The organism is Caballeronia sp. LZ028, from assembly GCF_031451415.1.
GTDB classification, from domain to species: domain Bacteria; phylum Pseudomonadota; class Gammaproteobacteria; order Burkholderiales; family Burkholderiaceae; genus Caballeronia; species Caballeronia zhejiangensis.
The window spans coordinates 84,590-107,064 of the sequence record NZ_JARUXN010000005.1; the positions used below are offsets into that span (position 1 = coordinate 84,590).

Annotated in this window: 16 protein-coding genes; 7 read left to right on the forward strand and 9 right to left on the reverse strand. The window is 62.7% G+C overall.

The window, feature by feature from the left end; translation table 11 throughout:
* The first annotated feature begins 171 nt into the window (after positions 1–171).
* The 3 genes from QCE58_RS29765 (at position 172) to QCE58_RS29775 (ending at position 2,870) form a co-directional block, all read left to right on the forward strand.
* Positions 172–1,080 (forward strand): ABC transporter permease, encoded by a 909-nt coding sequence (locus QCE58_RS29765; RefSeq protein WP_175982464.1) that lies wholly within the window; start codon positions 172–174, stop codon positions 1,078–1,080.
* Complete coding sequence (locus QCE58_RS29770) at positions 1,067–1,840, forward strand: ABC transporter ATP-binding protein (RefSeq protein WP_250504341.1); 774 nt, start codon at positions 1,067–1,069, stop codon at positions 1,838–1,840. The genes QCE58_RS29765 and QCE58_RS29770 overlap by 14 nt, the downstream gene beginning before the upstream one ends.
* Before the next feature lie 61 nt (positions 1,841–1,901).
* On the forward strand, positions 1,902–2,870 hold the full coding sequence (locus QCE58_RS29775) for an ABC transporter substrate-binding protein (protein WP_235366136.1): 969 nt from the start codon (positions 1,902–1,904) through the stop codon (positions 2,868–2,870).
* 49 nt (positions 2,871–2,919) lie between these two features.
* On the opposite strand, the gene QCE58_RS29780 is transcribed toward QCE58_RS29775, so the two are convergent.
* Genes QCE58_RS29780 through QCE58_RS29800 form a run of 5 tightly spaced genes read right to left on the reverse strand, consistent with a single transcriptional unit; the run spans position 2,920 to position 8,838 of the window.
* Entirely contained in the window at positions 2,920–4,152 is a 1,233-nt protein-coding gene (locus QCE58_RS29780; RefSeq protein ID WP_250522594.1) for an SfnB family sulfur acquisition oxidoreductase, read from the reverse strand.
* A 22-nt stretch (positions 4,153–4,174) separates the two neighbouring features.
* Positions 4,175–5,512, reverse strand: a complete 1,338-nt coding sequence (locus QCE58_RS29785) for an LLM class flavin-dependent oxidoreductase (protein ID WP_250522593.1) — start codon at positions 5,510–5,512, stop codon at positions 4,175–4,177.
* Positions 5,509–6,702 carry an LLM class flavin-dependent oxidoreductase gene (locus QCE58_RS29790; protein ID WP_250522592.1) on the reverse strand — a complete coding sequence of 398 codons (1,194 nt, stop codon included), beginning with the start codon at positions 6,700–6,702 and terminating at the stop codon, positions 5,509–5,511. Before QCE58_RS29790 ends, QCE58_RS29785 begins: the two co-directional genes overlap by 4 nt.
* Positions 6,699–8,363: a rhodanese-like domain-containing protein gene (locus QCE58_RS29795; RefSeq protein ID WP_250522591.1), complete on the reverse strand. Its 1,665-nt coding sequence runs from the start codon at positions 8,361–8,363 to the stop codon at positions 6,699–6,701. The genes QCE58_RS29790 and QCE58_RS29795 overlap by 4 nt, the downstream gene beginning before the upstream one ends.
* Positions 8,364–8,403: 40 nt before the next feature.
* Entirely contained in the window at positions 8,404–8,838 is a 435-nt protein-coding gene (locus QCE58_RS29800; protein ID WP_051078948.1) for an SDR family NAD(P)-dependent oxidoreductase, read from the reverse strand.
* A 211-nt stretch (positions 8,839–9,049) separates the two neighbouring features.
* On the opposite strand from QCE58_RS29800, the gene QCE58_RS29805 reads away from it, so the two are divergent.
* Entirely contained in the window at positions 9,050–10,417 is a 1,368-nt protein-coding gene (locus QCE58_RS29805) for an LLM class flavin-dependent oxidoreductase (RefSeq protein WP_250522590.1), read from the forward strand.
* A gap of 176 nt (positions 10,418–10,593) precedes the next feature.
* Here the strand turns inward: QCE58_RS29805 and QCE58_RS29810 are convergent, their stop codons facing one another.
* On the reverse strand, positions 10,594–12,993 hold the full coding sequence (locus QCE58_RS29810) for an ATP-binding protein (RefSeq protein WP_250522589.1): 2,400 nt from the start codon (positions 12,991–12,993) through the stop codon (positions 10,594–10,596).
* Positions 12,994–13,335: 342 nt separating this feature from the next.
* Between QCE58_RS29810 and QCE58_RS29815 the strand changes: the two genes are divergently transcribed.
* From QCE58_RS29815 to QCE58_RS29825, 3 genes are read left to right on the forward strand one after another with little or no spacing between them, the layout of a single operon-like run.
* Positions 13,336–15,327, forward strand: a complete 1,992-nt coding sequence (locus QCE58_RS29815; RefSeq protein ID WP_250522588.1) for a TonB-dependent siderophore receptor — start codon at positions 13,336–13,338, stop codon at positions 15,325–15,327.
* A 2-nt stretch (positions 15,328–15,329) separates the two neighbouring features.
* Positions 15,330–15,851: a YfiR family protein gene (locus QCE58_RS29820; RefSeq protein ID WP_081851830.1), complete on the forward strand. Its 522-nt coding sequence runs from the start codon at positions 15,330–15,332 to the stop codon at positions 15,849–15,851.
* The gene (locus tag QCE58_RS29825; protein WP_250522587.1) at positions 15,848–17,782 is read left to right on the forward strand and encodes a bifunctional diguanylate cyclase/phosphodiesterase; all 1,935 of its coding nucleotides are present in this window, start codon (positions 15,848–15,850) and stop codon (positions 17,780–17,782) included. Before QCE58_RS29820 ends, QCE58_RS29825 begins: the two co-directional genes overlap by 4 nt.
* A gap of 72 nt (positions 17,783–17,854) precedes the next feature.
* Here QCE58_RS29825 and QCE58_RS29830 read toward each other — a convergent pair whose 3' ends face one another.
* The 3 genes from QCE58_RS29830 to QCE58_RS29840 all read right to left on the reverse strand — a co-directional run bounded on the left by QCE58_RS29830 (position 17,855) and on the right by QCE58_RS29840 (position 22,281).
* Positions 17,855–18,109 (reverse strand): hypothetical protein, encoded by a 255-nt coding sequence (locus QCE58_RS29830; protein ID WP_309780528.1) that lies wholly within the window; start codon positions 18,107–18,109, stop codon positions 17,855–17,857.
* 804 nt (positions 18,110–18,913) lie between these two features.
* Positions 18,914–19,981, reverse strand: coding sequence for a hypothetical protein (locus QCE58_RS29835; RefSeq protein ID WP_008345468.1), 1,068 nt, complete (start codon positions 19,979–19,981; stop codon positions 18,914–18,916).
* A 1,121-nt stretch (positions 19,982–21,102) separates the two neighbouring features.
* Positions 21,103–22,281: a porin gene (locus tag QCE58_RS29840; protein ID WP_250522586.1), complete on the reverse strand. Its 1,179-nt coding sequence runs from the start codon at positions 22,279–22,281 to the stop codon at positions 21,103–21,105.
* Positions 22,282–22,475 lie beyond the last annotated feature (194 nt).

A 22,475-nucleotide genomic window follows, 5' to 3' on the forward strand; every position in this document is an offset into this window, starting at 1 on the left:
CAGATGAAGAGGTGGAACAGCGCGGCTCGCCGGATCCGGATAGTCCCTCGACTGCAATAGTTATTCGGGAAAGCGCGCATAGCATCCGGCAAACGCTTCGTTTGCTCGCAATGGGGGCGAACGTACCATCATTCGTTCAACCCGCTCCCGGTCATTCCCGCCCGCCTGCCCATGAACGTTCCCCGCTATCCTTCCGCCGCGCTACGGCTCGATGCCGGCGCGCCCCCCGAACGGGACGACAAGCGCACAAACGATACGCGCGCGCTAGTCGACCTGCCCACACGCGAAGCGGCGCAGGCACGCGCGCGCACGTTGAGCGTGCTGCGCTCGCGGGGTTTGCGCATCGGCGTTCCGCTCGCGTTGATCGTGTTGTGGCAGCTCGCATCCTCGCTGCAACTCGTCGCGCCCGAAACCTTGCCGCCGCCGACCGTCATCGTCGCGGCACTGAAGGAACTGATCGCGGACGGCGAACTGCAAAGCGCGATCGGCGTGTCGCTCGTGCGCGCGGCGACGGGCTTGGCCATCGGCGGCGGCATCGGTCTTTTGGCGGGCCTGTTTGCGGGCCTGTGGCGCGTCGGCGAAGAGATCGTCGATGCGCCACTGCAGATGCTGCGCACCATTCCGTTCATTGCCCTGATTCCGCTCTTCATCACCTGGTTCGGCATCGGTGAAGGCGCGAAGGTCGCCGTGATCCTCGCGGCCACCATCTTTCCGATGTATCTCAACACGTATGCCGGCGTGCGCGGCGTCGATCCGAAGCTGCTCGAAGCGGCGCGCGTTTTCGGGCTGTCGAGCCGGCAGATGGCGCTGCGCATCATTCTGCCGACGGCGCTGCCATCGATCCTCGTCGGCGTGCGCTATTCGAGCGCCGTCGCCTTGCTCGCGCTCGTCGTCGCGGAGCAGATCAACGCGCAGAACGGCATCGGCTACATCCTCGTGAACGCGAACCAGAATCAGCGCGCGGACATCATCATCGCGGGCATTCTGGTGTATGCGGCGCTCGGCATCGTCACCGATCTCGTGATGCGCGCGCTCGAACATCTCGCCCTGCCGTGGAGGCCGCGTTTTGAACTCGCCTGACATCGAACGCTTCGACGCGTTGCAACAGCGCGAAGCCGCGCTCGAACTCGACCGCGTGAGCCGAGTGTTCGCCGGGCGCGCGGTGCTGAAGGACGTCTCGCTCACCATCAGGCGCGGCCAGTTCGTGTCGATGCTCGGCGCATCGGGCGCGGGCAAGACGACGCTGTTGCGCATCCTCGCCGGGCTCGATCGCGCCGACAGCGGTCGCGTGCGCGTCGCGGGCGCGCGTTCCGTCGTGTTTCAGGAGCCGCGTCTCGTGCCCGCCAAGCGCGTATGGGAAAACGTCGTCATCGGCCACGACCGCCTGGGCGCGGCGAAGCAGTCCGCGCTCGCCGCGCTCGACGAAGTCGGCTTGTCGCGCCACGCGCAAGGCTGGCCGAAGACGCTTTCCGGCGGCGAGGCGCAACGCGTCGCGCTCGCGCGTGCGCTCGTGCGCGAGCCGAAGCTCTTGTTGCTCGACGAACCCTTCGCCGCGCTCGATGCGTTGACGCGCATCCGCATGTACGAACTCGTCGCGCGTCTGTGGCGCGCGCATACGCCTGCGGTCGTGCTCGTGACGCACGACATCGACGAAGCGATTCTGCTGTCCGATCGCATCGTCGTGCTATCGCAAGGCGAGATCAACGCGGATGTGACGGTCGATTCTCCGCGTCCGCGTTCGCGCGGCGACGAGCACGCCATCGCGTTGCGCGCGCGGCTGCTCGCGGAACTCGGCGTCGACGACGCTGCATTGCAAGCCGCGTCCCGAAACGCGGCATGAAGACTTCATTCACTCAGACCACACGTTCATGCGCATCAGGAAACGCTTCATCGCTTTTTTCGTGACGAGTTTCGTCGCGGGGTCGTCGGCATCGTTCGCGCAAGGCGAACCGCTGACGCTCACGATCGGCACGCAGGACGCCGCATGGCCATTGATCGTCGAAGCGTCGCACGTGCTCGACGGCGCGCCGTACAAAGTCAAATGGGCCGTGCTGACCGGTCCGGCGGCGCAACTGTCCGCGCTGTATTCGAAGGTGCTCGATGTCGGGCTGATGGGCGATACGTCGCTCATCATCGAACAGGGCAACGCACGCACGCCGTGGACCGCGGACACCGCGCCCTTGCAGATCATCGCGGGCTGGCGCAATCCGGATAGCAGCTATCCGCCTATCGTCACGGTCGTGCGCAAGAGCGCCGACGTCAAGGACCTCGCCGATCTCAAGGGCAAAACGTGGGGCTATAACTTCGGCGGCTTCAACTATCTGCAATACGTGCTCTCGTATGTGAAGGCCGGACTCAAGCCGAAGGACTTCGAAGCCGTCAAGTTCGGCGACGGCAACGTGTCCGCGTCCGCGTTCAATGCGGGGCAGGTCGCGGTGTATTCGGGCGGCTACGGCCCGGTCAAGGAAACGGTGGACAAGGGCGATGCGCGCGTCATCATCAGGAGCGACGAACTCGACATACCGGCGTTGTCCGTGTTCACCGCCCGCACCGACGTGCTGCGCGATCCGAAGAAGAGCGAGGCGCTCGGCGACTTCCTCGGCCGCCTGAAGAACTCGTGGACGTGGTGGGCGCAGAACGTGCCGGCCGTCGAGAAGATCTATCTCGAGAAGATGAAGCAAAGCCCGGCGCGCGCGAAATTCTCCGCCGAAAACGGACGTTCCCGGTTCTATCCGCTCGACAAGGAACTGGTGGCGCGCGAGCAGAAGATCGCGGACACGCTCTATAAATCCGGCGACATCAAGAATCAGATCAAGGTGGACGTAGAGTTCAACCCGGTGTTCGACAGGCAGGCCGTCGCATCGCACTGAAGCTTCGCGGAAACGGCGTGCCTTTCGTGCTGAAGGCACGCCGTTTGACTTACACGTCGAGCTTCGTATAAGGATTCGCGTAAGTGAACGGATCGCAAAGTAGATCGTTCAACGCATACTGCCCGACCGCGTGATATTTCCACCGCACGCTGTCGTGCAGCGTGTGCGTGCGCGCATTGCGCCAATGCCGGTCGAGATTGTGTTCGGAGCGCGTCGATTGCGTCCCCGCGAGTTCGAACAGCTTGTTCGATGCATCGAGCGCGAATCGCGTCGTGACGATCTTCGCTTCCGCCGTCGCGACGATGGCAGCGGCGACGGCCTCGCGCGGCGCGTTTGGGTCGCGCGCCCGGTCGATCGACTCGGCGGCGCGTGCGGTCAGCGCCTCGGCCGCATGCAAATCGACCGTCAGTGCGCCGATGTCACGCAGCGTGTACGGGTCGTCCGTCGCATGCGATGCGCCGCTGCCGCGCGCGGGATGCGCGAACGCGTGCAGGAAGCGCTTCGTCTCATCGAGCGCGGCCCGGCCGATACCGAGATCGATCGCCGCATGGAGCACCTGCGACACGGCATTGGCCGTATCGATATTCGGACGGCGCCCGCGCGCGACGATCTGCAGCGCATCGAGTTCGACCTCGTCGAGCCGCACCTGACCGCTCGCCGTCGTGCGCTGACCGAATCCCGACCAGTCGTCGATGACCTCGACGCCGCGCGCATGCCGTGCGACGAAAGCGGTCACGGGAAGACCGTCGTCATCGCGCGCGGCGACAGGAATCCAGTGGGCGAAAAGCGCGCCCGTCGAATACACCTTGCGGCCCGTCAGCACGAAGCCGTTGCCATTGGCGCGGCGGAGCACGCGCGTCTCGTGCTCCGAGGGCAGACGGTCGCCCGGTTCGGCGGTCGCATTGCCAAAGCGTTCTCCGGCGAGCGCGCGTGAAAAGAAGAAGTCCTGCTGACTCGGCGTGCCGTCGTGTCGCAGACGTTCGAGCGTCGCGAAGTGATTCTGCGGAATTTGCCCGAGCGACGAATCCGCCGCCGAGATCGTATCGAACACCTGCGCGATGGTGCGCACGGAGACATCGATGCCGCCGAATGCGCGCGGCACGCCGATGCCCCATAAGCCGCTCGCGCTGAACACTTCGATCTCGTCGAGCGGCAGCCGGCGATCGCGATCGCGCGCGGCGGCGTCGACGGCGAATTCGGCGGCCAGACGCCGCGCGGTGTCGAGGGCTTCGTCGTCCGAGCGGATGAGCGCCGCGCGCGTGAGTTGCTTGTCCTGTGTCATGCGGTTCCTGTCCTCTCGATGTTCATGCGGCATGCGCCGACGATGCATACTGGCTGGCCGGTCGCGGCAGGCCGAGATGGTCGCGCAGCGTCGTGCCTTCGTAGTCGCGGCGAAAAATGCCTTTGCGCTGCAGGATCGGCACGACGTGATCGACGAAGGCGGCGAGGCCCGAAGGAAACACGTCGGCGTTGAGATTGAAGCCGTCCGCGCCGCGTGCCTGGAACCATTGCTCGATATCGTCGGCGATCTGCTCGGGCGTGCCGACGATCATCCGGTGGGCGCCGGGGTTGCGGTCGAGCAGATCGCGCACCGTGAGGTTCCCGCTCTTCGCGAGCGCGACCGTCGAGTCGATGAAACCGCGCGGCAGGTCCGAACGCGCGACCTTGCCGATAAGCTCGTAGGGCAAGGGCGCATCGATCGACAGATCGTCGGGCGCGAGGCCGAGTGCGCCTGCAAGCCGCGCGATTTCGCGATCGGTATCGAGCAGCGCGTCGAGTTCGGCCTTGCGTTCGCGCGCCTCGCGCTCGGTTCCGCCGACGACCGGATACAGCCCCGGCAGCAGCAGGAAATGATCGGGATTGCGGCCATGCGCGCGCACGCGGTCTTTCATCTCCGCGTAGAAAGCCTGCGCCGTCGGCAGCGTCGTCTGCGCGGTAAAGACGGCGTCGGCGAAGCGTGCGGCAAGCGCGCGTCCGCCTTCCGAGGAGCCGGCCTGCACGAGCACGGGCCGCCCTTGCGGGCTGCGCGGCACGGACAGCGGCCCGCGCACGGAGAAGTACTTGCCGCGATGCTCGATCGTATGCACGCGCGCGGGATCGGTATAGCGGCCCGACGGGCGGTCGGCGACGAAGGCATCGTCTTCCCAGCTGTCCCAGAGCTTCGTCACGACCTCGACGAACTCCTGTGCGCGCGCATACCGCTCTTCGGTCGAGAGCGGAATCTCGTGGCTGAAGTTCGCGGCGGCGTGCGTGTCGTAAGTCGTCACCGCATTGAACGCGATGCGTCCGCCGCTCAGATGATCGACCGATGCGAAGCGGCGCGCGAGATTGAACGGATCGTTGAACGTGGTCGATGCCGTCGCGATCAGGCCGACATATTGCGTCGCGCCCGCGAGCGCGGTCAGCAGCACGGTCGGTTCCAGCGCCTGCGACGGGCCTTCGGCGTGATTGCGCAGCGACAGGGTATCGGAGAGAAACACCGCATCGAGCCTGCCGCGCTCGGCCGTCGCCGCGATCGCCTTGAAGAAGCTCAGATCGATGATCGAACGTGGATTGTCTAGCGTGCGCCAGCCCGCCGGATGCCGCCCGGTGCCGGTCACGTTCGTGTTCAGATGGAGTTGCCGTGGCCGCGTGGTGGTCATGTCGTCGTTTGCAGAGAGTTGGATCCGGCGAAGTCGCGACGCAGGCCCGCTTCGACGAGCAAAGGCAGCACCGCTTCACCGAAATAGGCGAGATCGGGTTCGAAGTCGAAAAAGGTCAGTTGCACGCCGTCGCATCCGGCGCGTTTCAGCGCGAGCAGCTTGTCGACGATCTGCTCGGGCGAACCGATCAGATGCAGATTGCCGCCGAGGATGCGCTGCTCGCGCTTGTGCTTCGACCACGCTTTCGCGTCGCTGCGGCTGCCTTGCGCGACGAAGCCGTCGAGCGCCCCTTCATCGGCGTGCGCGACGATGGCGTCGCGATACGCATACGCCTCGCGCTCTGTCGGACGGCATACGATCGTCGGGTTAATGAGCGTGCGTACGCGCCGTTCGACGCGCGCCGCGCCTTCGCGAATTTTTGCGGTGTGCGCGGGCAAGGCGCCGATGGCGTCGTCGAAATCCGCGCCCGCCGGACTCGTGATGAAGACGAGGTCCGAATGGCGCACCGCATAGTCGATGCCGGCATCGGAGCCGGTCGCGTTGACGAGTACCGGACGGCGATAGCGCGGGCGCGGGCTCACGAAGGCATCGTCGAGCTGCCAGCGCGGCGTGCGGATCGTCAGGTTCGCGTCGCTGCGCCAGAGCGTGTCGAGCACGCCGACGAATTCCGCCGCGCGCGCATAGCGCTCGTCGTGCTCGATCATCGGCTGGCCGAACATCGCCCATTCGGTGGAGACGTGACCGGTCACGAGATTGATGCCCCAGCGCCCGTTCGAAATGTGATCGAGCGTCGCGCCGAACTTCGCGAGATGCAGCGGATGCCACGGCCCGTAGAGCGCATGAACCGTCGAGATCAGCAGGATGCGCTCGGTGATCGCGGCGAGCGCGCTCGTCGCGATGAATGCATCGAGCGACTGCTCGCGATACTTCATCTCGCCGCCGTGACCGTTCTTGCCGAGCCATTGCGCGAGCCCGAAGACGAGATCGAAGCCGAGCGCTTCCGCCTGCTTCGTCAGACGCGCGTTGTAGTCGAAGCGCCAGTCGGTGCCGCGCGGCAGCGTCGAAATGGACCAGCCGCCGTTCTGGATCGGCAGGAAGAGGCCGAGGATCAGCGGTTGCTGGAACGCCGCGTGCAGCGGACTGCCTTCGATGTCCGCCGGGCTCGATGCGCCGTCGAACGTGGGGCTCATTCCGCGCGCCCCGCGATGTCGGCGAGCCGTTCGCGGCTGCGGCGCGCGGTGGGCGTTTCGAAGTCGAGCACGTCGATGGACGCGATCGCATCGCGGTCCACCTGTTCGACGAGTTGCAACTCCCAGGCGAGATACGCGTTCATCTGCGCGGCGACCTGATCCGCCTTTGCGTGATACGGGCTGTACCACGCGTCGTCGTCGCCGGTCAGGTTGCCCGCGTCGCCGGCGTCCTGGGGCAGTCCGAGCGCGAGCCAGCGGCGCGTGCCGCCGATGAGCGCGGATACGCCGCCGCGCGTCTGCGCGATTTCCGCCGCGACAAGTCCCGCGAGCACGCCGTCTTCTGACGTGAGCACGATCGGCGTGTCGCGCGGCAAGTCGCTCAGATGCGCGAGAACGGCGCTCGCCGCGACGAAGCGCGCTCCCTTCACATGGGCGCGGCGGAACGCGAGGCTGCTGTCGATATCGATGGTCTGCACGGCGCCCGCTTCGATCTCGCGCAACAACGCATCGGCTTCTATCCAGCGCGTGCGCGCGCCGTGCGGACGCACGCGCACGGCCTGCGCACCGGCTTCGACGTGCTCGTCGACGAGCGATGCGCTCCCCGCATCGTCGAGCACGCGGACATCGAGATAGCCGAGTTGCTTGAGCCACGACGCCGTCATGCGCGCGCGCACCCCGTCGTCGTCGCGCAGCACGACGCGCGCATGCAGCGTGCCGACGTATTCGTCGGTTGCCTGCACGAGCTGTCCGCCGGGCGCGTTTTGCCAGCCTGCCGGATGACCCGCTTCGTATTCGAGCGGATCGCGCACGTCGAAGCGATACAGCGTGCGTTCCCCGCTTTCGCGTTCGAGCGCGGCGAGCGTGTCGCGGTCGATGACCGGCACACGGGCGCGGCGCGCGGCGGCGGCGGCGAGCTCGCGCGCGGTCGCGAGCGCCTCGCCTTCGGGGCGCGGCGCGGTGCGGATCTTGCCGTGTTCGAGTTCGAAGCCTTCGAGCAGCCACGACATGGAGCCGCCCGTGAGCGCGGCGACCGGGTTCGGCACGCCCGCGTTGATGAGCGACTGCGCGCCGAGGATGCTGCGCGTGCGGCCCGCGCAGTTCACGACGATCAGCGTATCCGGCGACGGCACGGCAGCGAGCGCGCGATAGACGAGTTCCGCGCCCGCGCAATCGATGCCGCCGGGAATGCTCATTGTGTTGAATTCGCCGAACGGACGCGAGTCGAGCACGACGAGATCGTCGCCGGCATCCTGGCGGGCCTTCAACGTCGAGGCGTCGATGTTGGGCGTATGCAGCTTGTGCTCGATGACTTCGCCGAATGCCTTGCCCGGCACATTGGTGCCCGAAAAAACTTCGAAGCCCGCCTGCGCCCAGCCTTCGACGCCGCCTTCGAGGATCGCGACGTCGGTATAACCCCAGCGTTCGAGCAAGGCGGCTGCGCGCGGCGTGTACTCGCCGTGGGTATCGACGAGAACGATGGGTGTGCCGCGGCGCGGCACGAGGCGATCGATCAGCAGTCCGAGCCGGCCCACCGGCGCAACCGACGAATAGAACAGACGCTTTCGCGCGGAGACGCCTTCCTCGCGCACGTCGAGCACGGCGAGTTCCGAGCGTTGAGCGATGAGCGTGCGCAACTGCGAGGCGGATACGGAACGGGACATGAGAGAGAAGTCCTTGAAAGTAGGAAGCGGAATCGAGAAATCAGGCGTACGGCGGGCCGCCGCCATCCACATAGAGACGCGTCCCGGTGACGAAGCGGGCATCGTCGGAGAGCAGATACGTGACCGCGGCCGCGACGTCGTCGGGCGTGCCGGGGCCGTCGAGCGCGGTGAGACGCGTGGGTTCGGCATCGACCTGGCCGGTCGTCATCGACGCGAAGCGCGGCGATTCGATCGGACCGGGCGCGACCGCGTTGACGCGCACGCCATGCGGCCCGTACTTGCGTCCGAGACCTTGCACGAGCAGGTCCAGCGCGGCGTTGACGCTCGAACCGGGGAAATGATTATCGATGTTGCGCGAGGACGCGACCACATGCGCGCCTGCGCAAGCGAGTCTTCGCACGACGGCCGCGCCGAGCGCGCCGAATGCGCCTGTGACCCAGAAAACCCGGTCATTGAACTGATCGTGACTGGACATGGACGGATGCACATGGGATGGAAGCTCTCCATGTTGATTCCTCGTGTCGTCAGGACGAACGGATCATTTCGCGAAAGCTCTGCACAATGGGCGTAATGGGCTTGCCAGCGACCGGTCAATTTGCTTAGCTGATTAACTTGGTTGGCGCGACGCGGCCTCTCTCCTAGTGTGTATCGCTCCGAAATGCCGGCCGCGAGAAAGCGCGCGCACCATGAACAGACATCTGCATTTCAACGCGTTCCACATGAACGCGCCCGCGCATTCGTGGGCCGGATTCTGGCGGCATCCGCGCGACCGTTCTCTCGAACACAACACGCTCGGCTACTGGATCGAACTTGCGCAGACTGCCGAACGCGGCCTGTTCGACGGCGTTTTTCTGGCCGATGTCTTCGGCATCTACGACGTCTACGGCGGCGGCGTCGACGCGACGCTGTTCTCCGCCGCGCAATCGCCATCGCACGATCCGCTGCTGACGGTGCCCTCGATGGCGCATGCGACGAAGCACCTGGGCTTCGGCGTGACCGCCAATTTGACGTACGAGCATCCGTATCAGTTCGCGCGGCGTTTCTCGACGCTGGATCATCTGACGGGCGGGCGCGCTGGCTGGAACGTCGTCACCGGATATCTGGAGAGCGCGGCGCGGGGCATGGGACTGGAGAAGGCGCGCGAGCACGACGAGCGCTATGCGGCGGGGGAGGACTTCCTCGAAGCCGTCTACAAGTTATGGGAAGGAAGCTGGACGGAGGGCGCGGTCGTGCATGACAGGCGCGCGGGCAAGCCTTACACGGACCCGTCGAAGATCCGCCGCGTGTTGCACGAAGGGCCGTACTTTCGCGTCGATGGCTTCAATCTCGTCGAGCCGTCGCCGCAACGCACGCCGGTGTTGTATCAAGCCGGCGCATCGGGACGCGGCAAGGCGTTCGCCGGCAAGCATGCCGAATGCGTGTTCCTCGAAGGCCAGACGCCTGCCATCGTCGCGGCGGCGGCGCGTGACATCCGCAAGCATGCGGTCGATGCCGGCCGCGCGCCTGACGACGTGCTGCTTTATCTCGGCGCGACCGTCGTGGTGGCGCGCACGTCCAGGGAAGCTCGGGCACTCCACGCCGAATACGCGGAATATGTCGACACGCTCGGCCAGCTCGTGCTCGTGTCGGGATGGACCGGCATCGACTTCGCGGCGATGGATCTCGACGAACCGATCCGCTATGTCAAAAGCAATGCGCTGCAATCGACCGTCGAAAACCTGACGAAGCGCGCCGGGCGGCCGATCACGCCGCGCGACATGACGCGCTTCGATCAGATCGGCGGGCGCGGGCCGTTCATTGTCGGCGATCCCGCAGAAGTGGCGGATCAACTCGTCGCGTGGGCCGATGAAACCGGCGTCGATGGCTTCAATCTGCGTCGCACGGTCATGCCGGAGAGCCTGCATGCGTTCGTCGATCTGGTCGTGCCGGAGTTGCAGAACCGTGGCCGATACCGCACGGCGTATGCGGACGGCACCCTGCGCGAGAAGCTGTTCGCGGGACGCGGGCCGCATCTGCGTGACACGCATCCCGGCGCGCGTTATCGCGCGGGCTGAGAAGCGCCGCCCGCGATGCGGTGCCGATTTCATAGACAGCATGGGCCGAGTACCGAACTCCGCACTGCGTTATCGGGAGGAGCGCAGGACTTGATCTACCAACTTCGCCAGATCCGCCATGACGGGTCGGCAGACGCCTGCCTGTCAACGCAATTCGCCTGTCGGGCGATGGTGTTCTATTCGCGATCCGCGCGCGAAGCGACATCGCCAAGCAGGGAAAAAAGTCTCCGCACGTCCAAGGGCTTGACAAAGTGATGATCGAACCCGGCGGCGATCGCCTTCTCTTTGTCCTGTTGCAAGCCGTATCCAGTTACTGCGATGAGAACTTTGCGCGCGGTCTCCGGGCGGCACCTGAGTTTGGACGCCAACTGATATCCGTCCATGTCGGGCAAGCCGATGTCGAGAAGGCATACGTCGGGATTCCACTGTTCGACTTCCTTCAGGGCTCCATTGCCGTTTGCCGCGACACGTACTTCATTTCCCAAGGTTTGCATCAGCATGGCAAGCGTCTCCGACGCGTCCGGGTTATCGTCAACGATCAACACCCGCAATTGGGATAACACAGGCAGCTCAAGAGAATTGTCCGTCTTGTCATTTCGTTGGACATTCGAGGTTTCAGCCTGCTTCAGGCATACAACAAACGTGCTGCCTTCGCCGGGACCTGCGCTGTACGCGGTGACGGTACCTCCATGGAGTTGGACCAGACTCTTGACGAGTGCGAGTCCTATCCCCAGTCCACCTTGAGAGCGATCGGAACTGCGTTCGCCTTGCGCGAACAAGTCGAAGGCGCGCGCGGCAATTTCCGGCGTCATCCCGATGCCGTTGTCAGCTACGACGGCTTTGACACAGTCGTCGTTCAAGCTCACGGTGAAGTCGATAACGCCTGCTTCCGGCGTGTACTTGGCTGCATTATTGAGCAGATTGACGAAGACTTGCGTCAGCCGCTTCTCGTCTGCCCGTACCAGCGCCGCCGTCGACGACGTACGCAGCGAAAGACGATGCCTTTTCCTCTCGATGATCGGTCTGACCTGCTCGATTGCGTCAGCCGCAACCCGATTTGCGTCGAGCACCTCGACGTTGAGGTTGATCAGTCCCTGCGTTACCCGTGACACATCGAGAAGGTCATCGATGAGTCCCGTCATGTGTTTTACTTGTCGCGAGATGATTTCGCACGACTTGCTGACCCGTCGCGCATCGTTAGGTGCGACCCTCATCAGTTCTGCCGCGCTTGCGATAGGCGAGAGCGGATTGCGGAGTTCATGTGACAACATGGCGAGGAATTCGTCCTTCCGTCTATCGGCGAGACGCAACTCCTCTTCGGCGTTGACGCGATCGGTGATGTCCAACTGTGCGACAACGGCGCCGACGATGGCGCCATGATCGTCCCTGATGGGGGCCCCCGTGCTCAGTAATGTCCGTCGATTGGGCGGGTCATCGAAGCTTTCGATGGAGACGATATCCCTGGCGGCGGCTTCACCGTTTAAAACGCGCGCCGTAGTCCACTCATGGGCGGTGAGTGGATGGCCGTGTCTGTCTGAATGATCGGCCCAGCGTCCTTTCCACATCTCGAAGTCTTCGATGTTTTGTGGGCGCGGATGATTCTCGCCCCAAAACTGAGCAAACGATCGATTCACTCGTTCGATCGCACCGCCTTTGTCGCTGACGACAATGCCGATCGGCGCGGCTTCCAATACTGCGTCCAGGCGGCGGGTAGCGTCCAGTGCTTCGCGCGCGGCGCTTCTTGCGTTCCGCTCGCTGGCGACCAGACGTTGCTCATCTTCTCGCTGCTCGGTAATGTCAGAAAAGAGGACTCCCACCTGATGAGGCGTTGCAGCGTCAGGGCGGAATGCATAGATGTCGAACCAGCGTCCTAGCTGCGACGCCTCCCTCTGTGCGTGAATCGGGAGGCCATTCCTGGCGACGGCGCCATAGATATCGAAGAAGTGGCGGTCGTGGCCGGGAATCACTTTGGAAACGTTCTTTCCCACGACGTCCACCAACCCCGTGTGCGCCTGGAATGCGGGATTCACCATGACGAACTTGTAGTCCATTGGCTCCGCGCCCTCATCGAACGATAGCTCGATGACGCAGAACGCCTGATTGATCGCATCAAAGAGGCTTCGGAATCTCTGTTCGCTTGCGGCGAGCGCTTGCCGGGTCAAATGCGCATTCGTGACATCGGTCGTGGTATGAGAGACGCAGAGCAGCGTGCCCTCTGAATTGAAAATCGGCGTGTTGACAGCACTCCAAAAGCGTTCTTCGTAACGTGTCTTCCCGTCGTCGGTGGTCACCCAGAGCGGGAATCGCTGTAGCGGCAATGTCTGAGGTTCACCCGTCTCGATTGCACGAGCAATCGATTGGCGCAGCGCTTCGACTCCTGTGTCTTCCGGATCAGCTTCATTGTGCGGGAACACATCGAAAAGGCTCCGTCCGACCATCTCTTCTCTACGAAGCGTCGAGGCCTTGAGGAACGCATCGTTGACCGCAAGGATGATTGCGTCCCGTGTGGGGGAGAGCAAGTAGCTCCCGATGGGCGCCGTGTTGAAAATTTCTGCGAAGATCTCAGGGGAGGCCATGGGGACGGAGGCGCGGCAGGAGACGCCTTGAATTCTCCGGAGGATGGAGAAGGCAGTTGCGCAACATCCGTGCCGCCGCTTCAGGGTAAGCGATCAGACGACGGCGCTGGCGTGCGCTCACGCCGGCACACAGCGCGGTGCGGGGTGCCGCGAAAATATTACCGACACGCGGCCGCTGAAGCGCGCCGACGCATGGAGTCCGACTCAAGCGGCCGGGTGCGGATGCCGATAAGAAAAGAACCCTCGAATTCATTAGAACATGCCGTACAGATGTCGATCTTCACCCAGCCGCCAAGTCTTTGTTCCGCTGATGCACCGCTGCACTTTGTCGCCGGACTGTTCATGGCCGCGTTCGTCGGCGCGTGCGTGACGCCCGCGTGCGCGGCTACCGCTCCGTCGCTCGCGCGCGCATCGCTCCAACTGGAGAACGAAGACCTGGCTTCGATGCCGCTCGAGTCGCTGATGAGCATGACCGTGAGTGGTGCGACGCGGGTCGCACAGTCCGCGGCGAGCGCGCCTGCCGCCGTCATCGTACTGACCGCCCGTGACATACGCGACTACGGCTGGCGCACGCTGGCCGATGCGCTTGCAACGCTGCCCGGACTGTATATCACCTCCGATCGCATGTACTCGTATCTCGGCGCACGCGGTTTCCAGCGCCCGGGTGATTACAACAGCCGCTTCCTGCTGCTCGTCGACGGAATGCGTTTGAACGACGGAGTCTATGATCAGGCGCCCGTCGGCTCGGACTTTCCGATCGACATGGATCTCGTCGAGCGTATCGAATACATACCCGGCCCCGGCTCGGCCGTGTATGGTTCCAATGCGTTGCTTGGCACCATCAACGTAATCACAAAGAAGGGCAGCGAGATCGGTGGCGTTCAACTCGCCGGCGCTGTCGGCAGCTTCGGTGAGAAACAAGCTCGAGCGACGTATGGTTGGCATGGCGCGCACGGCGCGGACCTCGTGCTGTCCGCGACGGCCTACGAGCGCCACGGCCAAGACCTCTTTTTTCCCGAGTTCGATACGCCGGACAACAACAACGGCGTAGCAAACGGACTCGATGGCGAGCGCAACCAGAAGTTGTTCGCGAAGTTCGGCATCGGCGGCTTGCGCATCAGCGCGGGCTACGGCAACCGCACGAAGGACGTTCCGGGCGCGCCTTACGACGCTGTCTTCAACGCACCCTTCAGCGTAACGGACACGCATTCCTTCGTGGATGCCACGTACACGCATCATTTGCGCAACGACATTGCGATCGACTATGAGCTTTATTCGGGGCGTTACGACTACACGAGCCGTCAGCTCGTCTCCCCCGCGCCGGGCATCAGCAACGTCGATGGCGATCATGCCGTGTGGTACGGCGGCGATGTGCATGCGACCATGCGCACGGTGCCGCGCAATCGCATCGTAGCCGGCGTCGATTACACGATAAACACGGCACGCGACCAGTGGAACTACAACGTTGGGCCGTATGAGCGCCTGCTCGACGACCATCGCGTCAGTCAGCGCGTCGGCGTGTATGTCGATGACGAAATCAAACTTGCCGAGCCGCTGACGCTCGACATCGGCGGCCGCTTCGATAGCGAGACGCGCATCGGCGGCAATTTCAGTCCCCGTATCGCGTTGATCTGGCGGCCGACCGCAAGCGATACGTTCAAGCTCGTCTACGGCACCGCATATCGCGCGCCGAATGCCTACGAGATGTATTACGCAATTCCCGGCGAAGGCGGGCAGCTTGCGAATCCCTGGTTGAAGTCGGAACGTATCGGCACGCAGGAGTTCGTCTACGAGCGTGCATTGGGCGGCACGGGACGCGTGACCCTCTCGTTGTTCCGTTACTCGCTTCGGGACCTCATCACCGAGTCCATCGACCCGGATTCGGGTCTCTATGTGTTTCGCAACGTCGATCGCGCGCAGGCACGCGGCGCGGAACTCTCATGGCAGCAGCAGTTTGCCTCGGGCGTGCGCGCGCGGGCCAGTTACGCCTATCAGTTCTCGCGCGATTCCGTGTCGGGCGGCGCGCTTCAAAACTCGCCGCGCCACATGGCCAAGGTCAACGTGAGCGTCCCGCTGTTTGCCATGTCGGCGCGCGCAGGTTCGGAAGCGCAGTGTCTGTCGTCCCGGCTCGCACAAGCGGGTTCGGCGGGGGGCTACTGCGTCGTCAACGTGTCGCTCCACAGCCGGAAACTTATTGCGCCGGCAGATGTGTCGCTGTCGGTTTATAACGTCTTCGACCGCCGATATGCGGATCCGGCCGGCCCCGGCTTCGCTCAGAACGTCATCGTGCAGCAGAGCCGCACGCTGCTGGCGAAAATGGTCTACGGGTTCTGAAGATGTGGATCCGTCGAGGCATAGCGCTCTGTTTGTGCACGGCCGGTTCGCTCGCGGCATGGTGTGCGCACGCGCAGGTAGATCTGCCAAAGCTCGAGAGCGCCTACATCTTCAACTTCACGCAATTCACGCAATGGCCCGCTGAGCGCGCTCGCGGCGCCGAATTGCGCGTCTGTGCGAGCGAGCGTAGTTCGCTGCGCGACGCGCTGGCTGGACTCAATGGGCGACTGGTGGGTGCGCGCGTGTGGCGTTTTATGACCGTGGGCAGCAAGGGGGCCGGCGAATGCGACGTGCTTGCCCTGGACGACGGCGACAGCACGAGCGCGGAGATGCGCGAGGCATTGCGGTCGGACGATGCAGTGCTCGTCATCGCTGGCGCCGGCGCGACCGCGCCCGGTGAGGCGGTCATCAAGCTGATCGCGGAGGACGAACATTTGCGCTTCGACATCAGCAACACCGAGGCCTTACGCCGAAAGCTGGTTCTTAGCTCGAAACTGCTGCGGCTTGCAAGGAGACTCAAATGACCATGCGGAGCAGCAGTCGGAGCGCCGAGCGTCTGACGGTGCACGCGAATCTCGTGAGCGTCGGCATTGCGCTGGTGGTCGCGAGCATCGTGCTTCTCGTGTACCAGGCGGTGGCATTCCGCAGCGCTCTCTATGACGATGCGTCGCTGCAAGCGTCCGTCATCGCAGAGAACGTCAGCGCATCGTTGATGTTCGATGACGAAGCGTCGATGACAGACGTCTTGCGATCGCTGCGCCGCGTTCCCTACGTCGAGAGTGTCAGCGTATATCGCGACGACAACCGGATCTTCACTCGCTACGCGCGCGCAGGAATTAGCGCGGAGCACATCGACGAGGGTACGCTCGCGTCGACGGAGCATCGCACGACACTCTCGCTCGGTGACGTTTACGTGCGCGCGACGATCGAGCATAAAGGCCACAAGCTGGGACATGTGGTGCTCGTAGCAACGAGCGACCTGGTGCGTCGACAACTCCTGCAATATGCGTGCTTTCTCGGCGTCGCGTGTCTGGGTGCGCTCTGGGTTTCGACACTCGTCATGCGCCGGATGCGGCGACGAGTGACGGAAGCGGAACGCGAGTTGGAGCACCTGGCGCGCACGGACCCGCTCACGAGCCTGTCGAACCGGCGTACGTTCTATGAAACGCTGGAGGCGCGGCTCGGGGCGGCAAAGGACCCGCATCGCCATCTTGGTCTCGTGCTGATCGATCTCGATGACTTCAAGACGGTGAACGACACGCTCGGTCACGGGGCCGGCGACGAACTGCTGCAGCATGTGGCGCGCGTGCTGACGAGTGCCGTGCGCGGTCGTGGGATCGTGAGCCGGATGGGCGGCGACGAATTCGCCGTAACGGTAGAGTGCTCCTGGAAACGGAGCGCGGTTCAGGAAGTCGCGAATGAAGTCGGACACGCACTCTGCCAGCCCGCGATAATCGACGGCGACGAGATCAGCGTGACGGCGAGCATCGGCTATGCGAGCTTTCCGGAGGCCGGGCACGACAGCGGAAGCCTTGTCGCCAGCGCGGACATCGCGTTATACGAAGCGAAAACGCGCGGCAAGAACATGGTCGTGGGATTCTCTCGTGAACTGATGAATGCAGCGCATCGCCGTGCGTATCTCGAAGCGGAATTGCGCAAGGCCGTCGACGGCGGTGCGCTCGATCTCGTCTATCAACCGCAGTTCGACTGCCGCAACGGTTCGCTCGTCGGTGCAGAAGCGCTGACGCGGTGGACGCATAGGGACGAAGGCGTCGTATCGCCGGCAGAGTTCATTCCGATCGCAGAGAACAGCGATCTGATCGTGCGGCTCGGGCGTTCGGTGCTGCAGCGCGCGTGCGTTGCAGCGGCGACGTGGTGCGCCGACCATCAGAACGTGAGCGTTCGCGTTGCGGTGAACGTGTCGGCGCGGCAGTTGCGGCATCCGGCCTTTGTCGACGACGTCCTCGCGGCGCTCGCGGCGAGCGGCCTCGCACCCGGGCTGCTCGAGCTCGAGCTTACCGAGAGCCACCTCATTGCCAACCGCGAGACGGCGCTCGACGTGATGAATCGTCTGCGCACTGCGGGTGTGCTGTTATCCATCGATGACTTCGGCACAGGGTATTCGTCGCTGTCGTATCTGCATGCCTTCCCTGTCAATACGATCAAGATCGACCGTTCATTCATCGAAAGGCTTCCAGAACATGGACAGCCCATCGTGACGGCGATCCTGTCGATGGCTCATAGCTTCGGGCTTGACGCGGTTGCCGAGGGGGTGGAAGACGCGAAACAGCTCGCGTGGCTGATGGAAGCGGGATGCGACGTCGTCCAGGGTTATTTCACCGGCACGCCCATGTCGATCGACAGATTTCGTGCCCTTCTACGAGAGCATGCATTGGCGCAACAGACAGGTACGTCCGGGATTATCGCCAATGATGAACACCCGCAATCGGCATAACACGGGCAGCTCAGGAGAATTGTCCGTCTTGTCGTTTCGTTGAGAGACCGGAAGAGGGTGCAAGCGGATCAATCACGTCGCAGTCGGCTCTCCGGACATACTGAAGACCATCGTGGGCGGGCCTAACGGAGCGACTTCTTCGCGGGTTGAAATTCCAAGAAGATCCAGTAACGCGATCAAGCGACAGCGATCGCGGGCGGACAGTCCCGGAAACACCAGAAGCTTTTCCGTCTGAGCAGCCCAGTATTCACGGCGGATCAATGTGGGTCGGCATATCAGGGTGTTGACGGACCGTTCAAGTTGCCGAATTTCATTTTCGAGGATCACCCCAGCCTCCTGCCATGTGCATGAACTGAAACCGCGTCCCCGAACGTACTACCGAGGTAGCGTTTGCATCGGAAAGCGGTACTTTTCTCATCGAATCAGTCATCTTTTTGCCAAGTCCGGCGCATCGATTCGGACCGGCTTCTGCAATCCCGATTCGGGATATGCGACGCATCAAAGCGCCATGTACGGCTGCTCGAAACGCCTGGTCACGCAAACGTTGGCGCTCTTGCGTGCCGTTATGACCTGTTGCTTGCAGCGGATAACGGCAATTTGACGAGACGAGTTAATACGGGAAAACCAGTATTTCGCGGCATAGGCGATTCCTGCTCGCCGAGCCGAGGCCCGACGGTCGGGAAGTGATGGAAACGGCGCGTGGACCGCTGCGGCGCTAAGCCCGTGGTGAGCGCGCTTGCACGAGTCTGCGAAATTCTTCCGGTCGCATCGGCAGTTCTTGAGTGGAATCGGTGATACCGCAAAGGGGGCTGAGGGGCACTTGTGCGCCAGACGTCCTTGCCCACTCGGAGAATGTTGTCGAGACCGCAGACGCCTCGACAGTGGGATGTCGCCGAGGTTGTTGTCGCCGGTTCGTAAGCGCTGGACCGATGGTTGCCTTGGCGAAAGATCGAGAGGTTGTGCTAGACGGTCTTAGCCGGCCAACTCGAGCCGTTAATAGTCGGTGGAGGATCCGAGGGAATCGAATATCTTTCGAAGTGAGCGATTCCCTTGTTCGCCGGGTTTTTCGATGACCGCGTCATCGAAAGCCCCGACGCGGCGAATTTCAGCTGGCGACCGCCCTGCCGCTTATTACTTCGGGTGGCTCGCAATGAAATTCTTGACTGCCATGTACGAGGCCTTCTTCGTCTTGCCATCGCTTTGCAGCATGCCGTAGTTGCCTTCCTGGGAGTCGTACAACTCGAAACCTTGAATCGACTGGATGTTGTACTTCGACGCCTGGGTGTAGTACTGCTGCATCATCAGGTTACCGGTCAGGTAAGAAGCGATAGTGTCATTCGCGCCATATTCCGGACGCACGCCGAACTCGTTGATCCAGACGGGCCTGCCAAAGGAACTGATGATACCGAGAATGTCGTGACACCCCGTGCCCCCGCACGCATTCGTCATGTCGCCCTGGTCGGAGTACCAGTGCCATGCGGTGATGTCCCAGCTGACGGTCGGGTGACCGTGTGTTCCGTCGGGCTGTGAGCCGTCGAGAAGCATCTGAAAAAACGCAATGTGCTTCCATGTGCCATCGACGATAATCTTCGCGGAACTGTCGACCGACTTCACACCCGCGATCATGCCACGGATCACGCCGCGCGCGATCGTGAACGGCCGGTTGCTGTATTGCCACCAGATGTTGCCGTCGTAGTTTCCAGCCAGCGCGGCAGAATCCAATTCGTTGGCGACTTCGTAGTACGTGTACTTATAGGTCTGTGCCGTTTGCTGACCCATTACGAAGCCCGCATTGTAAGCCGCTTCCTCGCTGTCAAAACCCAGCCCGAGCAGCATCACCGGATACACCTGAACCCCTCCTGCCGCAAACTGTTTGGCAACGGTAGCGAGCACTTTGGCGGATGCCAAGTTGTACACGTCGTTGCGGAAAATCTTCACGCCAAGGTCTTGGAGCTGCGAGAGCTGCGTCGCGTAAGGCGTGTTGTCATAGGCGCCGCCGTTGGTAATGTGACCGTTCATGCCGTAAAAGATTGAAGCCGTGGTGGCCGCCTTTGCGGTCGCCTCCGGCATATCGGTGGCTTTCGCCGTGGCGGCCTCGACGGCGCCTTCGCCGCCGCCGCCGCATGCCGCGAGCATCAGACTGGTGGCGACGGCAACGACGGCCGCCGAGATATTGACGAGGCGGAAACGGTCACGCAAGCAATGGCCAGGTTTTCTGTGGTTTGTCATGGTAGTTAGCAATACGAATTGATGTGTTCCGAAGCCGTGGGCGTGCGGACTGATGACGCCTATTTCTCTAAGTCGGTAGTCAGACCGCGATGGAATGCAGGCTTCGGACTGAAACGCCCGGTTGCTGCAGTTCGTTCGTTACGCTGTATGGACCGGAGCGTTAGGGGATTAATGAGGACGACTTGCACGGCAAGGGAGCCGGGTTCGCAAATCGGCCGCAATGTCGCTCCGCGATGTTGCTACCCCGTCGACCTTTGAGGACGCATAAGGGCTAGCCAAAATTACCGAATGGATGAGCCTTATAAACAGTTTTACGGCAAGCTTTGTGCGTTCTTTAGGTTATTCGGAACGGGATACCGAAACGCAGTCGCTTTGAATTGCGTAATAGGTAATAATTGCGTATGCGCCGGGAAATCTTTTGCACAATCCGCGGATCGACGCCAGCCCGGCAATGACACAGCCGACGGTCGCGGAAGCAGCGCGGGAAGTGGTGCACTACACGTCAGATCTGAATGTGACTAGTCGGCCGGGCCTGGCCTGGCCTGCAAATAAGGCGGCGCCACCGTCGAGTATCAAGTAAGCGATCCTAATAAATAAAGTGGCGCCGGCTTTCGTGGCTTCCTGGGTCCGGCGCGATAGAGGTTTCGCCGCTGTATTCTTGACGTCGACCGATGCTTCTTGAATTGGACGCATTGCGAATCTACTCTTCTTAACTGAAGGTGAGCCGCGCGCCATACGCGGCGCTGTCATTCGAAGGAGATACGCATGCGTCGCTTGCTCGACATTGTGGTCTCTCTTCTTTTGAGCGTCACGCCGCTTTATTCAGGTGCCGGTGGCGACAAGGATGGGGCCTAAAGGCGCGCGGCTGTTCTTCATCCGTTCCGATCGCTACGATGCGGCCTCGCAATGTGTTAGTGGCTCCGCGCGCGACGATGCAATTAGCGCACAGTGCGCCGTTGTTCCACCGTTCTTGGCGATCGGTGGCCGCACACGACCGGGAGGACCGCTTTGCGCGGTCATCCGTCATCGATAGATTCGTCGTTGGATAGTGTCCTTCGTCCGGTTTGACGCTTAAGGCTGTTTCGAGGGCGTCAGAAGCGATGCTTCAAGCCGACGGCCGCTTCGAGCTGATTCGCCGTGGAAGCCGGGGCGGTCACGCCGTTAATCCATGCCACGCCCAAGGGCGAAGTGCCGCTCGGGCTCGACCGTTGCCACGCGCCCTGAATGTAGACATCGGTGCGCCGAGAGAAGCGGTAATCGGCCATCGCGCTTACCTGATTCCAATGTGGAATGCCGCCGCCGCCATTTCCGCCTGCGCGCGAATAGGTGTACGCGCCCGAAAGTTCGACCGCCGGCGTCAGCGCATACCGAATGTTTCCTTCGAAGTTCTGGAAAGTTCCGCTCAGCCCAGTCTGAAAGAATTGCGAGAGCTTGGTGTGCGAGTACACGAAGCCGGCCACAGCCGGACCGAAGGTGTAGTTCACACCGGCGCCGAAGGTCTTCTGACTGCTGGCCAGCACGCCCAAAGGCACACCCGTCGGCGTCAGCGCGCCTTGCAGGGACGCGCCGGTTGTATCGGTGACTGCGCCGTTCGTATTCAACTGTGCCGGCGTGCGCGCAGAACTGCTGAGCGCGAGATAACCCGCACCGAAGTTCCACGCGCCCGCGACGTATGAGATGCCGAAGCTATACGCACGATTGTTCGCGAATCCGCCCGCCTGATTGGAGAAGCCGTACAGCCCACCGAACCGAAAGCCTGCGATGTTCGGGCTCAGGTACTTCACCGCGTTGTTGATCTGAAACGAGTCGTTCAGATTGTCGTTGTCTAGCGGATGCGCAAAGTGCGTGCCCCCGAACTCCGTACCCGTCAATGAAAGCGGCGCGACAAAATCGACCATGCTGTCGGTCTGACGGCCCAGCGTGAGCGCGCCGTAATCGCGGCTCGACAAGCCGACATACGCCAGGCGATTGAAGAGGCGCATGTTTGCCGAGTACTGCCCGGTATTCAAATTGAAGCCGCTTTCCAGTGTGAAGATTGCCTTCACGCCCCCGCCGAGGTCCTCGGCCCCGCGCAAACCCCAGCGGCTGTACTGGACTGCGCCGCTCGTCATTTCCCAGTTGCTGTGCCCGCCGCCCGTCCCGCTGATCTGGCTGTTCGTATAGGTCAAACCCGCATCGATTAGCCCGTAGAGCGTGACGCTGCCTTGCGCATGCGCTGCCCCGCCGAGTGTGAGGATCGTCGTCGCACCTATCTTAAGCATCTTGTTCATGTGCCTGCTCCAGCAGCCAAGACCGGGAGATACATTCTCTGGGAACGCTTTCTACATGGAGCTAGATGTCTTACGGGTGCTTAGCCTTGCGAGTCATCGATACGAAAAGGCGCGATGTGCTTTACCTGACTTTATGCGATCGCGGTCAGATCTGCCAACTCAAAAGCTACGCAGACACAGATGTCGGGACATCC

What these genes read in the sequence shown, in the direction of transcription:
- QCE58_RS29765 (WP_175982464.1), top strand. Translation starts at nt 172, where the DNA reads ATGAACGTTCCCCGCTATCCTTCCGCCGCGCTACGGCTCGATGCCGGC.
- QCE58_RS29780 (WP_250522594.1), bottom strand. Translation starts at nt 4,152, where the DNA reads ATGACACAGGACAAGCAACTCACGCGCGCGGCGCTCATCCGCTCGGAC.
- QCE58_RS29785 (WP_250522593.1), bottom strand. Translation starts at nt 5,512, where the DNA reads ATGACCACCACGCGGCCACGGCAACTCCATCTGAACACGAACGTGACC.
- QCE58_RS29790 (WP_250522592.1), bottom strand. Translation starts at nt 6,702, where the DNA reads ATGAGCCCCACGTTCGACGGCGCATCGAGCCCGGCGGACATCGAAGGC.
- QCE58_RS29795 (WP_250522591.1), bottom strand. Translation starts at nt 8,363, where the DNA reads ATGTCCCGTTCCGTATCCGCCTCGCAGTTGCGCACGCTCATCGCTCAA.
- QCE58_RS29800 (WP_051078948.1), bottom strand. Translation starts at nt 8,838, where the DNA reads ATGTCCAGTCACGATCAGTTCAATGACCGGGTTTTCTGGGTCACAGGC.
- QCE58_RS29805 (WP_250522590.1), top strand. Translation starts at nt 9,050, where the DNA reads ATGAACAGACATCTGCATTTCAACGCGTTCCACATGAACGCGCCCGCG.
- QCE58_RS29810 (WP_250522589.1), bottom strand. Translation starts at nt 12,993, where the DNA reads ATGGCCTCCCCTGAGATCTTCGCAGAAATTTTCAACACGGCGCCCATC.
- QCE58_RS29815 (WP_250522588.1), top strand. Translation starts at nt 13,336, where the DNA reads ATGGCCGCGTTCGTCGGCGCGTGCGTGACGCCCGCGTGCGCGGCTACC.
- QCE58_RS29820 (WP_081851830.1), top strand. Translation starts at nt 15,330, where the DNA reads ATGTGGATCCGTCGAGGCATAGCGCTCTGTTTGTGCACGGCCGGTTCG.
- QCE58_RS29825 (WP_250522587.1), top strand. Translation starts at nt 15,848, where the DNA reads ATGACCATGCGGAGCAGCAGTCGGAGCGCCGAGCGTCTGACGGTGCAC.
- QCE58_RS29840 (WP_250522586.1), bottom strand. Translation starts at nt 22,281, where the DNA reads ATGAACAAGATGCTTAAGATAGGTGCGACGACGATCCTCACACTCGGC.